Raw genomic sequence first — 15019 nt, 5'->3', positions numbered from 1 at the left:
GCCTCTCCGGGCCGCCGCCTGGGCCTCACCAGGCGAGGTGGACCCGCCCGTCGAGGTACACGCGCTGCGCCTCGCCGAGGCCCGTCGACTCGCCCTCCACGACGCGCAGGATCCCCGTCGCGGGCCCGAGCGCCACATCCCGCCCCGCCTCGAAGCGCTGCATCCGGACCAGGGCGCGGTAGGCCTTGTCCAGCAGGAGGGCCCGCTCGCGCGACGGCGCGACGAGGTACGCGAGATCGCGGTCGCCGCCGGGCGCGCCGCGCCGCACCTCGGCCTCATCGAGCGCGCCGCCCGGGAAGAAGCGGGCGAGCATCTCCGCGTTCCCGCGGTAGTCGTCGGCCCCGCGCGCGCGGCGCAGGTAGGTCAGCACCTCCGGCTCCGCGTGGCCGGCCTGCGGCACGTCGGGCATGCCGCGCAGGTCCTGGTGCCGCCAGCCGGCCGCGCCGGGCACCTTGCGCGCCAGCGAGAAGGTGTGATCCACCGTCACCCCGACCGCGCCGTGGCAGCCCATGCACGCCCGGTGCTCCTCCGCGGTCTGCAGCCGCAGCCGGCCCTGCTCGTCCTCGATGAACGCCTGGATCTGCCAGCCGAACGCGTTGCGCAGGCCGACCTCGGGCCCGCCCGGGTGGAACGGCGGCTGCCCCTCGTCCTTCTCCTCCGCCTCGCGCTCGTACGCGCGCGCGATCGCCCAGTCGTCCGGCTCGTCGACCTTGCGCGCGTAGCGCAGCTCCTTCATCCGCGCGGCGAGCAGCGCCGGGCGATCCGGGTCGAGGTACCGCACCGAGTGCAGGAGCTCCACCCCGCGCGGGTAGAGCCACGCCCGCACCGGTACGCCGGCCGCCCCGCCAGCATACCGCGCGGGCAGGCGGACGACGCGCGTCACCGCGGGCTCGAGCGCGCCGTCGCCGTCGAGATCGAAGCCGGCGAGGAGCTCGCTCACCGGCTCCACCTTCCGCCCGGCGGCCGCGTCGGCGGGCCCGGCCGCGCCCTCCCTCGGCAGGGGCGACGGCGACGCGATCGCCGCCTCGAGCAGCGCGAGGTTCAGCTTGTACACCTCGCGCGACGGCGCGCCCGAGGCGTCCTCGCGGAACGCGGCCGGCAGCCGGAGGAACACGTCGCCGGCGCTGCCGTTCGTGGGCCAGAAGCTCCCGGGGAACGGCTTGTAGCGGACCGCGCGGAAGCCGCTCCCGTCGCGCGCGAAGCCCTCCTCGTCGAGCCCGGCGCCGAGGTCGAGATCCGGCACGTAGCCCGGGTAATCCCGGCGCGCGGCGAGCGCCTCGCGCAGCGGCGCGTAGTTGTCCTCCCGGATGTACTCGAGGATCTCCGCGTCGCTCGTCCGGGCGGCGGCGGCCGAGAGGTCGTCGAGCAGGTTCGTCCAGGGGTTCTTCCGGGCCGCGTCCGAGAAGCTGTACTCGCGCTGGAGCTCGTGATCGGCGAGCGTGTTCGGGCCGATCCCGATCGTGTGGCACGTCCAGCAGCCGTTCGCGCCGCTGGCCGTGGTCGCGTAACACATCGGCGGGATCGACGCCTCGGGGTTGCCCGCGCGCCCGGCGCGCGCGGCCGCGGTGGCGAGCGGGTCGTAGCCGCCCCCGCCACAGCGCGCGCCCGCGGCGAGGACGGCGGACACCGCCGCGAAGACCAGGGGCGCGGACAGCAGGCGCGCGCGGCGGGCGGGCATCGAGGGGATCACTCGGGCAGGAAGGTGACCGCGATGACGCTCGACAGGGAGGCGTCGCCCTTCGGCCAGGTGCTGTAGGCGTTCTCGCCGGGGTGCTGCACCGACATGAAGATCGTGCCCATGTCGGGCGTGAACGACGGGCCGGTCGCCTCCGCGTCGCTCGGCAGCCCCACGACGCGGAACGCCTTGCCGAAGCTCGGCTGGGTCACGCCCGGCTGGCCCGCGCGGTGGGCAGGGTCGAGATCGAGGTAGTAGAAGGCGTCCGCGTGCGAGGCCACGCCGAAGTTGCCGTCGGTGCCGAACCACACGCCGCCATCGCGGTCGAGGAGCAGGTTGTCCGGGCAGGAGGCGTCGAAGTCGCCCTGCCCCTTCGAGCCGTGCCACACCTCGAAGTACAGGAATTCGATCGACGCGCCCGGGTTCGCGGGGTCGGACTCCTCCAGGGCGAAGATCGAGCCCACGGCGTCCGCGCGCTTCGGGGACTGGGTCGCGTGGGTCGCCGGATCGAAGACCGCGCCGTCCTGATCGAGCGACGTCTGCCCCGTGTGGTTGGTGAACGCCACGTAGAGGCGCGGCGTGCCGCTCGGGTCGCGCGGGTTCCACTCGATGTCCTCGGGCCGGTTCAGCTCCATGATCCCGACCTTGTTGCTCGCCGTGAACAGCGCGCGCCAGACGTCGTAATCCGTCGGGAAGCCGCCGATCCGGTTCCAGCTCACGTCGCGCAGCGCGTCGCCGACCGTCCTGGCCGGGTCGCCGAGCGCTGCCGCGTTCGGCGCGATGGCGGCGCTGTCGACGGAGAGCTCGATCCACTGCCCCGTGCCCGGGGCCGCCTCGGTCGGGGCCGCGTGGGTCGCGACCAGGGTGTTGCCTGTCGTGTTGTCGAGCCCGGCCATGTGCGCCGCGTAGAGCTTGCCTTCGTCGAGCAGCGCGCGGATCGCCGCCCGCGTCATCCCGGCCGTGTACGTGCCGCTGGTCACGTACTTGTAGATGCGGCCGCCGCGGCGATCGTCGGTCCCGTAGACCACGATCGGCCGGCCGGGCACGAGCCTCCACGCGTCGTCGACAGCGAACGTCGCGGCCTCCCAGCGGGCGCGGCCCATGAAGCCGAACTTCTTGTGGCCCGTGCCCGCCTGGGTCTTGCCGTCGTACTCGCCAGCGGGCTGCCCCGGGTCGATCTCGGTGAGATACCCGTAATGGTCGCGCGGCTGCCGGCCGTTCGGATCGGAGATGCGCCCGAACTCCGCGCTGGTGCTCGCCTCGAAGACAGGGCTCACCGGCGCGCCCGGGTCGAAGCCCCGGCCGGTGAGGAACCGCTGATCGCCCGACCAGCTCGCCTCGAGATCACCGTAGTAGTCCTGCACGTTCTCCTCGGCGGTGATCACCGTGCCCCACGGCGTCTGCCCGCCGGCGCAGTCGCCCATGATGCCGGCCACGAGCCCGCCCGCGAGCGCCGCGCCGGTCGTGTCGTCGTGGCCCGGACTAGAGAGCTCGTGCCCCGCGAGGCGGCTCAGCGTCTTGCTCGTCGCGTCGTAGCGGACGGCGGTCGCGCTCCGGTCGACCGACCATGCGCCCGTCGCCGGGTCCTGCACGGTCCGGAGCCAGGAGCCGCCGACCTCCTTCTTTTCCCAGCGGATATAGGTGTCGACGTCCGCCTGCAACCAGACGTTGGACTCGACATCATTCGTGAGGACGCCGAGCTTGCGCAGGTGCCGGGCCAGCGTGAGGTGCTGCCCGGTCGGCGCGGAGCTGACCGTCGGGCTTCGCCCGGAGACGTACTCGTGGTTGACCCAGAGCCACCCGGCGGTGGCGGAGCCGTTCCACTGCGGCGCGTCGCCCGCGGTGGCGGCCCACCCTTCGCCGAAGAACGCGGTGTAGTCGTTGTTGGCGCCGAAGCGAGGCGCTTCCGGCGCGGTGCTGAAGGTCAGCGGATCGAGCCAGGTCACCACGATGTCGGAGCGCACGCCGGCGAGGGCACGGATGGTGTCGGTCGCGGCCGCGCGGAGCGGGAACTGCTCGCCCTCGGGCAAGGTGCCGGTGGCGAACAGCGCGACGCGCTCCCTCACGTAGTCCCCGAGGTTCGCAGCGCTGCTCCACACCGGCGCGTCCTCGCCGGGCGCCCCGGGCTCGCCAGGCGCTCCGGGCTCACCAGGCGCTCCGGGCTCACCAGGCGCTCCGGGCTCCCCTGGCGCCCCGGGCTCCCCCTGCGCCCCGGGCTCCCCCTGCTCACCGGGCTCCCCCTGCTCACCGGGCTCTCCCTGCTCCCCGGGCTCTCCCTGCTCCCCGTTCGCGCCGTCCTTGCCCGGTGCGCCCTGTTCACCGGGCGCGCCGGGCGCGCCCTTCGCGCCATCCTCGCCGCAACCGCTCCCGATCGCGGCAAGACCGCCTGCGAGCACCAGAAGCAACGCCGTCCTCAGGGTCCGCCTCGTCATCATTTCCTCGTCTCCGCCGGGTAATGGCCGCAGACGATGCCTGGCGACGGTGGCGCCCCAATGCCCCTCACGCGACGAGTTGTTGTCAGAGATCGCCTGACCCTCGATCGGGCGTGTCATGAGCACCGCACGACCGGCGGCCACGCGCCGGGGCCACGGCGAAGATGCCCTCAGATGACCAGCGGAGCCGCGTTGCTCGTCATGACCGCGCGGCCGTCGTCGCTGCGCTACTCGTCATCTTCGTCGGGGACGACGACGTCTTGACCGAAGCGAGCGCGCGCCTCGAGCAGCTCCCTGTCCGAGATCCAGGTGCGCTCGCAGCCGAGGAGCGGCTCTACCTGATAGACGTCCTTGCGCTGCTCGCCGTGTCCGTCTTCGAGGACCCGGACTACCTCGTGATGGAGGCCGCAGGTGGGGCAGAGCGCTCGCATGAAGGGTCACTATAGTGCGGGCACGCTGGGCGCAAGGCCCCTCCCCCCGCGCGCCGTCGACCGCGGAGCGGCGTCGGGCGGCGGGTGAGGTCAGCGCGTGTGAGGGGAGCGCCAGGGCGCGGGGAGCGCCGAGCGCGAGAGGAGACGCCTGGCTCAGGCCGTGGCGCGGGCGCCGGCAGCGGCGGTCGCCTTCTCGTCCGACTTGATCCGCATCCCGTAGAAGGAGCGGTACACGAACACCGTCGAGAGCACGAAGAAGATGCCCGCGAGCACGAGGCTCGTCCCGCGGTCGATCTCGATCGCCAGCTCGACCGCGAGGAGGCCGAACAGCGTCGTGAACTTGATGATGGGGTTCATCGCGACGGACGAGGTGTCCTTGAAGGGGTCGCCCACGGTGTCGCCGACGACCGTCGCCGCGTGGAGCGGCGTGCCCTTCTCCTTCAGCTCCACCTCGACGAGCTTCTTCGCGTTGTCCCAGGCGCCGCCGGCGTTCGCCATGAAGATCGCCTGATAGAGCCCGAAGAGCGCGATGCTGATGAGGTAGCCGATGAAGAAGAACGGCTCGAGGCAGGCGAACGCGAGCGTCGAGAAGAAGACGCCGAGGAAGATGTTGAACATCCCCCGCTGCGCGTACTGCGTGCAGATCTCGACCACCTTCTTGCTGTCGGTGATCGAGGCCTTCTCCACGCCCTCGAGGCGGATGTTCGCCTTGATGAACTCGACCGCGCGGTAGGCGCCTGTCGAGACCGCCTGGGTCGACGCGCCGGTGAACCAGTAGATGACCGCGCCGCCCGTCACGAGGCCGAGCAGGAACGGCGGGTGGAGCAGCGAGAGCTTGTCCACGTTCGTCGTCAGCTTGCTCGTGAGCACGACGATGATCGAGAAGATGAGCGTCGTCGCGCCGACGACCGCCGTCCCGATGAGCACCGGCTTGGCCGTCGCCTTGAAGGTGTTGCCCGCGCCGTCGTTCTCCTCGAGGAAATGCTTCGCCTTGTCGAAGTTCGGGGTGAAGCCGAAATCCTTCTTGAGCTCGGCCTCGACGTTCGGGACGCTCTCGATGAGCGAGAGCTCGTAGACCGACTGCGCGTTGTCGGTCACAGGGCCGTAGGAGTCGACCGCGATGGTCACCGGGCCCATGCCGAGGAAGCCGAACGCCACGAGGCCGAAGGCGAAGACGCTCTCGGCGATCATGAGCTGCCCGAGGCCCTGGGCGGAGAAGAAGTACGAGATGGCCATCAGCACGACGAGGACGATGCCCATCCAGTACGCGCTGAAATTGCCGGCCGTCAGGCCCGAGAGCACGTTCAGCGAGGCGCCGCCCTCGCGCGACGCGGTCACGACCTCGCGGACGTGGCCCGACTCGGTCGAGGTGAAGATCTTGGTCATCTCCGGGATGATGGCGCCCGCCAGGGTGCCGCAGGTGATGATCGACGAGAGCTTCCACCAGAGCGTCGTGTCGCCCCCGATGTTCGGGATCATGAACGCCGAGACGGCGTAGGTGAGCGCGACCGACACGAGCGAGGTCAGCCAGACGAGGCGCGTCAGGGGGGCCTCGAAGTTCATCTTGTCGGCGTCGGCGTAGGACGCCTTCGCGATCGCCTCGTTGAGGAGGTACGAGCCGATGCTCGCGAGGACCATCACGATGCGCATCACGAAGATCCAGACGAGCAGCTGGACCTGGACGGCGGCGTCGGGGACGGCGAGGAGGATGAACGAGATGAGCGCGACGCCGGTCACGCCGTAGGTCTCGAAGCCGTCAGCGCTCGGGCCGACCGAGTCGCCGGCGTTGTCGCCGGTGCAGTCGGCGATGACGCCCGGGTTGCGCGCGTCGTCTTCCTTGATGTTGAAGACGATCTTCATCAGGTCCGAGCCGATGTCGGCGATCTTCGTGAAGATGCCGCCCGCGATGCGGAGCGCGGAGGCGCCGAGCGACTCGCCGATGGCGAAGCCGATGAAGCACGGGCCGGCGTAGTCGGCGGGGATGAAGAGCAGGATCACCAGCATGAGCATGAGCTCGGTGCTGATGAGGACGGCGCCGATGCTCATCCCGGCCTTGAGCGGGATCGCGTACGTCGGGAACGGCTTGCCCTTGAGGCTCGCGAACGCGGCGCGCGAGTTCGCGAACGTGTTGATGCGCATGCCGAACCAGGCGACGCCGCAGCTGCCGGCGATGCCGACCAGGCTGGCCAGCAGGATGACCACGACCTTCGTGGCCTCCATGTGGCGCAGCACGCCGAAGTAGAGAACCATGACCGCGCCGATCAGGATCTCGAGCAGCAGGATGAACTTGAACTGCGTGACCAGGTACGTCTTGCAGGTCTCGTAGATGAGCTCCGAGATCTCCCGCATCGCGCGGTGGACCGGGAGTTTGTTCAGCTGCGAGTAGATGACGAGCCCGAACGCGAACCCGAGCGCGCAGACGCCGATGCCGCCCATGAGGAGCGTGCGGCCGTCGATGCCACCGAAGGACTGGGTGCTTAGGTCGGGGAGGATGAGATCGGATTCACTGGCGCTGGCGAGCCCGCCGCTGAGCAGCAGGGCGAGCGCAGCGAGCCCGGCCAGCAGCGGTGCGAGCCAGGCCTTTTGGGACCGGAGAACGTTCATGGACGGTGTGCCTCCATCGCAAAATCCGAGGCAGAGGACGGCGCCATCGCCGCCCGCTGCTTCGTGGTTCCGAGGGGTTGGCCGCCTGCGTAAAGGGGAAGGGGACCGGCGCGCTGCCGGAGTGGCTCTTGCTCTAACGCCGACGCTTCAGCACAGCCTCGTCCCTCGACGACCGGAGGGTGTCGGAGTGCCCAGAGCTGCCAGGCATGCCTCCACCGTGACCGGACCCCCGAGGCGCGCGCTAGCTACCATGCACCCGAGACGCCGTCGAGAGGGCGCGGTGCGCGCCCACGACGAGAAGGCCTGTCAGCGGCGCGACGTCAGGAGATGACGTAGGGAGATTACGTACGATGGTGAAAGAAAGAAGCGCGCACGACCGAACGCTGTCACACGCTGTCGCGTTCGGTCGCATTCAGCTGCGCTCGGACGCTTTCAGCTGCGCTCGATCGCGTTCAGCTGTCTTCGTCCGTGTTCAGTTGCGCTCGGTCGCGTTGTTCAGCCGCCGATCCGAGCCGGAGAGCCGCTGATCCGAGCCCGAGTCCGCGCCAGGGCTGGCGTGGGACGTGAGGAGCTCCGCCACGAGATCCCGACACTCCGGCTTGTTGCGGAGGTGGCTCAGCAGCAGGTTGGAGGCCTCGCTGAACGATTTCTCGTAGGCGAGCCCCTCGCGCGTGCGCGCCGCGACGCGCTCGCGCCCCTGCGCCAGGTCCTCCTCCAGGGCCTCGGCGTAGCGGGCGAGCTGGGCGCGGAGCTCGTCGATCTGGCGGCGCAGGTCGCGCGCGTTCGCCTCGCGCGTGTTCTTCTTGTGCTCGTAACGCCCGAGCTGCTCGCGCTTCGCCTGCGCGGTCGCGCCGGCCGCGCCCGCGCGCTCGTAGATGAGCGGATCGTGGTTGCCCTGGCGGGCCGCCCCGTCCGCCAGCTGGCGCGCGGACAGCGCGAGCTTCTCGGCGGCGGCGAGCTCGACGCGGACCTTCTCGACGTCCTCGCCGTCGGCCATCGCCTCGCGCATCACGCGCGACTCCTCGTGCGCGAGCTCCTCGACCTTGCGGCCGATCTCGGCGCGCAGCGCGCGGCCGCGGCGCTCGAGCGCCTCGAGCTTGCGGGTGAGGCTCGCGACCTCGCCCTCGAGCTTGTTGGCGCGCGCGGCGAGGTCCCAGGCCTGCGCAAGGCCGTTCTGGACCTCCTGCGGCACCTGCCCGGACGGGTAGGCGCGGGAGACCATGCGCGAGAACAGGGCCGCCCGGCTCGCCCACTCGATGACGCCGGCGCTCTGCGGCGGCGGCGGCGGCGGCGGCACCGGCACGCCGTCGCTCCCCTCGACCTCCCACGCGTGGGCCGGGAGCCCGCGCTGGAGCGCCTTCAGCTCCTCCTGGAGGTGGTGGGCGTCGCGGTAGCGCTTGCGGATGTCCTTCTCGAGCAGGCGCAGCACGATCGCCTCGCCCTGCGCGTGCGCGTCGGGGCGGATCGAGCGGGGCCGCGGCGGCGCGTGGGTCCGCTGCATCTCGAGGAGCGTGTCGCGGTCGTTCGCGCGGAAGGGGAGCTGCCCGGTCAGCATCTCGAAGAAGAGCACGCCGAGCGCGTAGAGGTCGGACTGCGCCGTCGCCTCCTCGCCGCGCGCCTGCTCGGGCGACATGTACTCGGGCGTCCCGAAGACCGCGCCCTTCGGGGCGAGGCGCGGGTCGCGCGCGATGGCGGCGAGGCCGAAGTCGAGGATCTTGACGAAATCCTTCCGGCCGCCGCGGTGGGTGAGCAGGATGTTGTCGCTCTTCAGGTCGCGGTGCACGACGCCGAGGTCGTGGGCGCGCGCGAGAGCCGCGCACATCTGCTCGAGGATGTCCACCGATCGCGCGATCGGCATCGGGCCGCGCGCGAGCTCCGCCGAGAGCGGCGTGCCGACGAGGTACTCCATGACGAGATAGAGCTCGCCCTCCTCGGTCTCGCCGATGTCGTGGATATCGATGATGTGGGCGTGATCAACGCGGTTTGCGGCGCGCGCCTCGCGCAGCATCCACGCGCGGAGGTGGGTCTCTCCGCGGAGATCGGGCCGGATGAGCTTCAGGGCGACGACCCGGTCGATCAGCACGTGGCGAGCGCGATAAACGACGCCCATGCCGCCTTCGCCAAGCCGTGCCTCGAGCCGGTACCTGCCGGCCACGACCTTCCCGATCAACGGATCGGTGCTCGAAGCCTTGGGACCTGCCGGTCGCTGAATCGCGCGCTCCATGGTGCCTTCGTTTCTCCTCAGCGCTCCCCAGAAGAGCCGTTCTCGTCTCTCAGGGCCCTATTGCGCTGTGCGGTGAGTCGGATCGCTCGCTGAACGTATCCGGTTTGAAACAGCCGGTCTACGGGCCCGCGGTCGGGTTGCGATGAATATCGTGCGAGCTCCGTGTGGAGGTGGGGTGGGAGACCGGCGCCGATGACGCGCTCGTCTCGTCGAGCCAAGCCGCGCGTTAGGCCGAGCGGGCGGGCTCGCCTCCGCGGACGGCCGTTCGGGCGGGCTCGCCTCCGTGGACGGCCGTGCGGGAGGAGGGGTATCGCCTTGCGGACGGGCGCTCGCCGGGCGAGGATCGAGGGGCAGGCGACAGACGAAGCGCGCGCCGTGGACCGAGGCCGGCGCTCCGCGGCGCGGGTGTCCGCCGCGGCCGCCGTCGCCATCTTCTTCTTCTGGTTCTGGTTCTGGCGCGAGGGCCAGCGTGCCGCCGTGCCGCCGGACGATCTCGGTCGAGATCGACAGCCCGAGGCCGGTCCCCTGCCCTCGCGGCTTCGTGGTGAAGAACGGATCGAAGATGCGCTGGGCGAGGTCCGCCGGAACGCCGGGCCCGCTGTCCGAGATCGCGACGGCCGCCATGTCCTCGTCGACCCAGGTCTCGATGCAGATCGCCGGCTCGCCGGGCGCACGCGGCGCCGCGCCCCCGCCGGAGGTCCCCTCCTCTGCCGGCGCGGCGGGCGCCGGCGGCGCCTCGAGCGCCTGGATGGCGTTGACGAGGAGGTTCATGAACACCTGGTTGATCTCGCCGCCCCTGCAGGTGACGGGCGGCAGCTCGCCGTAGCGCCGGATCACCTCGATGCGCGCCTGCCGGAGCCGCGGGCCGAGCAGGAGCAGCGTCTCCTCGAGCCCGGCGTGCAGATCGACCGGCAGCGGCTCGCCCGAGACGCGCGAGAAGCTCTTCAGGTTGGTGACGATGCGGACGCTGCGCTCGACCGCGCGGTGGACGAGGGTCGAGATGCCGGCGAGATCGTCGAGCGCCGCCTCGGTCTGGAGCCGCTCGCGGAGCGCCTCGAGCGCGCGGCGGCGCTCGCCCGGGAGATCGCGCTCCGCCTCGCGGTACGCGTCGAGGACGGCGCGGAGCTCCGCGGCGCGCTCCTCGATCGGCTGGGCGGCGCCGGCGATGGCGTTCAGCGGGTTGTAGATCTCGTGCGCCACGCCGGCCACGAGCTCGCCGATGGAGGCGAGCCGCTCGCCCTGGATGAGCGCGGCCTGCGTCCGCTTCAGCTCGGACAGGGCGCGCGTGAGCTCGGCGGTGCGCGCGGCGACGTTCTCCTCGAGGCCGGCGCGCTCGGCCTCGAGCTCGGCGATCGTCCGGGACAGCGCCTGCCGCATGCGCTCGACGCTCTCGCCGAGGCCCACGACCTCCTTCGGCCCTGACAGCCGCGGCACGGCGGCGTCGAGCTCGCCGCGCGCGACCTCGTCGGCGGCGCGGGCGAGCTGTGCCATCGGCCGGGAGAGCTCGCGCGCCGCCCGCGCGACGACGCCGAGGGCGGCGAGGACGAGGAGGGACAGCGAGGCGAAGAGCGCGGTGATCGCGTTGAAGTCCTCGTCGAACGACGAGCCGGTGGCGAGCGCGCGGTAGAGGCCGATCGACGAGAAGAGCGAGAGGAGCCCCGTGAACAGGAGGGGCAGCCCGAAGTCGCGCAGCATGCGCCGCCGGAGGGGCGTCGGGGGCGCGCCGCCGTGCTCGGGCGCGCCCGTCCAGGCGCGCAGGAGGTCCACCGCGCGGGCGACCGAGTCCTTGTGCCAGGCGCGCTGGTAGAACGAGACGCCGAAGGCGAAGAGCGCGCCGAAGCCGAGCTGCATGAGCGCGTCGGCGACGCTGGAGGTGGCGCCGACGCGCACGTAGGCCATGCCGATCGCGGTGCACCCGAGCCACAGCGCGAAGTTCAAGGAGGCGAGCACGTCGGGGAGCCGCTCGGCGCGGGCGAGGCCACGGCCGAGCAGGGCGCGGGCGCCGGAAGGGCCGGCCGCGAGGGCGGCCAGGATCGGGCGCGTGGCGGGGCGCACGGCGAGCGTGAAGCCGAGGGTGCCCGAGAGGGCGAGGAGGGGGACGACCTCGAACCACGCCTGGAACACGACCTGGCTCTGGGTGCGGAGGAACGCGACGCAGAAGAGCAGCATGACGTGCCCGCCGACGATGCCCGCGGTCGCCGCCGACTCCGCGAGCCTCGGCCGGAGCGCCGCGGCGAGGGCGCGCGCCGAGGCGGCGTCTCCGGCGCCGCCCTCGACGGCGCCTTCGCGGAGCAGGGCGCGGTAGATCGCGCGGCGCATGCCGCCCGCCATGACGCCGAAGGCGACCGCGGTCACCAGGAGGCCGAGCCACGACGGCGGCGTCGCGCGGCCGATCCCGAGCGGCCCTGGCCAGGAGGGGGGCACGGTCGGGGCGCCTCGGAACGCGAGCGGCAAGACCGCGAGCGGCCACGAGAGGGTGCGGATCGCCGCCGCGACGGCGAAGCCGCGGTCGCCGCGGCGGGTGAGCGCGCCCGAGAACGCGGCCGAGGCGGCCAGGGAGGCGAGCAGGAGGATCGCCGGCCACGGCGTGGTGAGGGCGGCGGGGACGACGGCGGAGAGGAACAGGAGCGCCGAGAACAGCTCCCATCCGGTCGCGACGAGCTCTGCGCGGACGCGCGGGGCGCGGAGCGCGGCGGGCGGGGGCGGCGGCGGCGTGGTCACGAGGCGAGCGGCATGGAAGCGCAGGGCGCGCGCCCTCGCAACGGCGCCCCGGCCCGCGGCGGGGCGCGCCTCCGCGCGTCAGCGGGCGGGGAGGCGCACGCCCGGGAGGACGGTGCGCCGCTCGACGACCTCCTCGAGCGCGTCGGCGTCGATCAGGAGGTGGGCCCGCAGGCTGTCCTCGATCGCCGAGAACACCTTGCCCTGGTAACGGATCTCGCGGCCGGGCCCGGCCGCGAGCCAGTAGTTGCCGCCGGGGCCGCTGCCGTCGCCGGAGGCGCTCGGGCTGGCCAGGAGCGGCTCCGCGTTGCCGGGGAACGGATCGGGCGGGGTCGCGAAGCCCGGGAACGACGGCGCGGGCGGCGCGGGCGGGGCGGGTGCGAAGAGCTCGGGGCCTGCGGAGAACGTGAGCGACGCGCCGGGCTCGAAGCTCACCGACAGGGCGCCGCCGCGAGCGGCGACCACCACGCCGGGCGTGCGCTCCTCGACGACGACCTCCTCGATGACCTTCCCGGAGACGAGCAGGAGCTTGTGGCTGCTCGTCACCTGCGAGCTCTCGGCCGTGAGCTCGCGGCGCAGCGCGATCGGGTGCGAAACGTAAAATTGCAGGTTCTTCACGTCGCTGTCGCTCAGGTCGCGCTGCACCCGGAGCTCGTGCGTGAACGGGACGAGGCGGGGGCCGCAGCCCAGGAGGAGGAGCGAAAGGAGCGCCAGGAAGAGCGGGGCGGACGCCGTGGACAGGCGCCAGCGCGCCGCGGCGTGGGTCGGGTGGACGGAGAACGGCATGGAAGCCCTCGTTGAGGAGGCCCCGGCGAGATCGCCGCGGCGCACCTCTTCGCAACGGGGCGGCCGGGCGCAGCTTACAGCGAGCCGCCCGCCGCGAGGGTGCCTGGCGACGCAACGGCGGAGTCGCCGCCGCCTCCGGGGCGCGCGACGGGATGAGGCGCTCAGCCGGCTCCAGGACGATTGGCGATGTCCGCCAGGTGCTGTTTCAGCACCTCCGCGCGGATCGGCTTGACCAGGTGCACGTCGAACCCGGCCTCCCGGGTCATGCGGCGGTCCGATTCCTGGCCGTAACCGGTCATCGCGAACAGCGATAGGCCCGCGAGGCCGGGAGTGCGACGCAGCGCGCGCGCGACGTCAATCCCTGTCATGCCCGGCATGCCGATATCGAGCAGCACGACATCGGGCTGGAGCTGCGCCGCGAGCTCGAGCGCTGAAGGGCCGTCGAACACGGCGTGCACGTCGTTGCCCATGCGCTTGAGCAGCAGCGCCATGCTCTCGGCCGAGTCGTGGTTGTCGTCGACGACGAGGATGCGCAGCTTGCGCCCGGCCTTCGTTGCGGGCGCGCCCACCGTCGGCGGCGCGAGGGGGCGCGTCAGCCGCGGCAATCGCACGATGAACTCGCTGCCGCGGCCGGGCCCCTCGCTGAGCGCCTGGACCGTCCCGCCGTGCAGCTCGACAAGCCGGCGCACGATCGTCAATCCGAGGCCCAGCCCGCCCTCGACGCGATCGAGGCCGCGATCCCCCTGCGTGAACAGATCGAACACCTGCGGCAGCAGCTCGGGCGATATCCCCACGCCGTTGTCGCGGATACGGAGGATCGCGTGCGCGTCGTCCGCCTCCACGGTGACCCGGATCGAGCCGCGCGGCAGCGTGAACTTCGCCGCGTTGTGCAGCAGGTTGCTCACCACCTGCGTGAGCCGCGCCAGGTCGCCCGGGACGATGGCGAGCGGCTCGGCGGGCAGCTGCAGCTCCAGGGTCTGCTCGCGCGCGTCGATCCAGGTCCGGGACGCTTCCGCCGCGCGCGTCACCACGTCGGCGAGGTCGATCCGCTTGGACTCCAGGGCGATCTTGCCGCGCGTGATGCGGCTCACGTCGAGCAGGTCGTCGACGAGCCGCACGAGCTGACCGAGCTGCCGTTCCATCAGGCCGGCTGCCCAGACGACCTGGGCGTTGCCCTGGCCTTCGAGCTTGAGGACGCTTGTCGCGTTGGCGATCGGCGCCAGCGGATTGCGCAGCTCGTGCGCCAGCATCGCCACGAATTCCTCCATCTGGCGCGCGTTGGACTCCATCTGCTCCAGGCGCTTGCGCTCGCTCAGGTCGCGCGTGATCTTGGAGAAGCCGCGCAGCTCGCCGCCCGGGCCACGGATGGCCGTGACGAGGACGCTCGCCCAGAACATCGAGCCGTCCTTGCGCACGCGCCAGCCTTCGTCCTCGAAGCTGCCTTCGCGCCGCGCGGCGGCGAGCACCATCTCTGGCCGGCCGCGCTCGATCGCCTCGGCCGGATAGAAGCGCGAGAAATGCGTGCCGATCACCTCTCGCGCGGAATATCCCTTGATCCGCTCCGCGCCGGCGTTCCACATGGTCACCCTGCCCTCGGGGTCGAGCATGAAGATGGCGTAATCCTTCACGCCTTCGACCAGCGTGCGGAAGCGCTCCTCGCTCTGCCGCAGCGACTCTTCCTGGCGCTTGCGCTCGCTCAGGTCGCGCGTGATCTTGGAGAAGCCGCGCAGCTCGCCGTCGGGGCCGTGGAGGGCCGTGATGATGACGTTCGCCCAGAACATCGAGCCGTCCTTGCGCACGCGCCAGCCTTCGTCCTCGAAGCGGCCCACGCGCCGCGCTTCGGCGAGCTCTGTCTGTGGCCACCTCCGCTCGATCGCCTCGGCCGGATAGAAGCGCGAGAAGTGCGAGCCGATCACCTCTCGCGCGGAGTATCCTTTGATCTGCTCGGCGCCGGCGTTCCACGTGATCACGCGCCCCTCGGTGTCCAGCATGAAGATGGCGTAGTCCTTCACCCCTTCGACCAGCGTGCGGAATTGCAGATCGGCGCCGAGCCCCGTCGGATCCATGCGGCACAGCCTACAGCATGGGTACACGTTTGCCACGCGGCGAGGCTCTCCGTTCCCGTCCTGCTCTCCGCGTCTGCGAGCGG

The 15019-nt window shown here is 71.8% G+C and carries 8 protein-coding genes; all 8 read right to left on the bottom strand.

Features of this window, described 5'->3' with window-relative positions; all coding sequences use genetic code 11:
* Positions 1-25: 25 nt before the first annotated feature.
* The 8 genes from WMF39_RS05080 to WMF39_RS05045 all read right to left on the bottom strand — a co-directional run bounded on the left by WMF39_RS05080 (position 26) and on the right by WMF39_RS05045 (position 14936).
* Positions 26-1678, bottom strand: a complete 1653-nt coding sequence (locus WMF39_RS05080; protein WP_437744417.1) for a hypothetical protein — start codon at positions 1676-1678, stop codon at positions 26-28.
* An 8-nt stretch (positions 1679-1686) separates the two neighbouring features.
* Positions 1687-3741 carry a PhoX family protein gene (locus WMF39_RS05075; protein ID WP_437744416.1) on the bottom strand — a complete coding sequence of 685 codons (2055 nt, stop codon included), beginning with the start codon at positions 3739-3741 and terminating at the stop codon, positions 1687-1689.
* Between the two features lie 593 nt (positions 3742-4334).
* The gene (locus WMF39_RS05070; RefSeq protein ID WP_437297996.1) at positions 4335-4538 is read right to left on the bottom strand and encodes a hypothetical protein; all 204 of its coding nucleotides are present in this window, start codon (positions 4536-4538) and stop codon (positions 4335-4337) included.
* A 153-nt stretch (positions 4539-4691) separates the two neighbouring features.
* On the bottom strand, positions 4692-7142 hold the full coding sequence (locus WMF39_RS05065) for a sodium-translocating pyrophosphatase (protein ID WP_437744415.1): 2451 nt from the start codon (positions 7140-7142) through the stop codon (positions 4692-4694).
* A 472-nt stretch (positions 7143-7614) separates the two neighbouring features.
* Positions 7615-9366, bottom strand: coding sequence for a serine/threonine-protein kinase (locus tag WMF39_RS05060; protein ID WP_012233567.1), 1752 nt, complete (start codon positions 9364-9366; stop codon positions 7615-7617).
* Between the two features lie 57 nt (positions 9367-9423).
* Positions 9424-12087, bottom strand: a complete 2664-nt coding sequence (locus WMF39_RS05055; RefSeq protein WP_437744414.1) for an ATP-binding protein — start codon at positions 12085-12087, stop codon at positions 9424-9426.
* A gap of 78 nt (positions 12088-12165) precedes the next feature.
* The gene (locus tag WMF39_RS05050) at positions 12166-12870 is read right to left on the bottom strand and encodes a DNA-directed RNA polymerase (protein ID WP_437744413.1); all 705 of its coding nucleotides are present in this window, start codon (positions 12868-12870) and stop codon (positions 12166-12168) included.
* Between the two features lie 161 nt (positions 12871-13031).
* On the bottom strand, positions 13032-14936 hold the full coding sequence (locus WMF39_RS05045; protein ID WP_437744412.1) for a hybrid sensor histidine kinase/response regulator: 1905 nt from the start codon (positions 14934-14936) through the stop codon (positions 13032-13034).
* Positions 14937-15019: the final 83 nt, after the last annotated feature.

It is taken from the genome of Sorangium sp. So ce1504 (genome assembly GCF_051521635.1).
In the GTDB taxonomy this organism is placed as follows: Bacteria; Myxococcota_A; Polyangia; order Polyangiales; family Polyangiaceae; genus Sorangium; species Sorangium cellulosum_B.
The sequence above is the reverse complement of the archived record's forward strand: the minus strand, read 5'-3'. Positions and strand labels throughout refer to the sequence as shown.

Coding starts and splice junctions, on each gene's coding strand:
- WMF39_RS05080 (WP_437744417.1), bottom strand. CDS start 1,678: ATGCCCGCCCGCCGCGCGCGCCTGCTGTCCGCGCCCCTGGTCTTCGCG.
- WMF39_RS05070 (WP_437297996.1), bottom strand. CDS start 4,538: ATGCGAGCGCTCTGCCCCACCTGCGGCCTCCATCACGAGGTAGTCCGG.
- WMF39_RS05065 (WP_437744415.1), bottom strand. CDS start 7,142: ATGAACGTTCTCCGGTCCCAAAAGGCCTGGCTCGCACCGCTGCTGGCC.
- WMF39_RS05060 (WP_012233567.1), bottom strand. CDS start 9,366: ATGGAGCGCGCGATTCAGCGACCGGCAGGTCCCAAGGCTTCGAGCACC.
- WMF39_RS05050 (WP_437744413.1), bottom strand. CDS start 12,870: ATGCCGTTCTCCGTCCACCCGACCCACGCCGCGGCGCGCTGGCGCCTG.
- WMF39_RS05045 (WP_437744412.1), bottom strand. CDS start 14,936: ATGGATCCGACGGGGCTCGGCGCCGATCTGCAATTCCGCACGCTGGTC.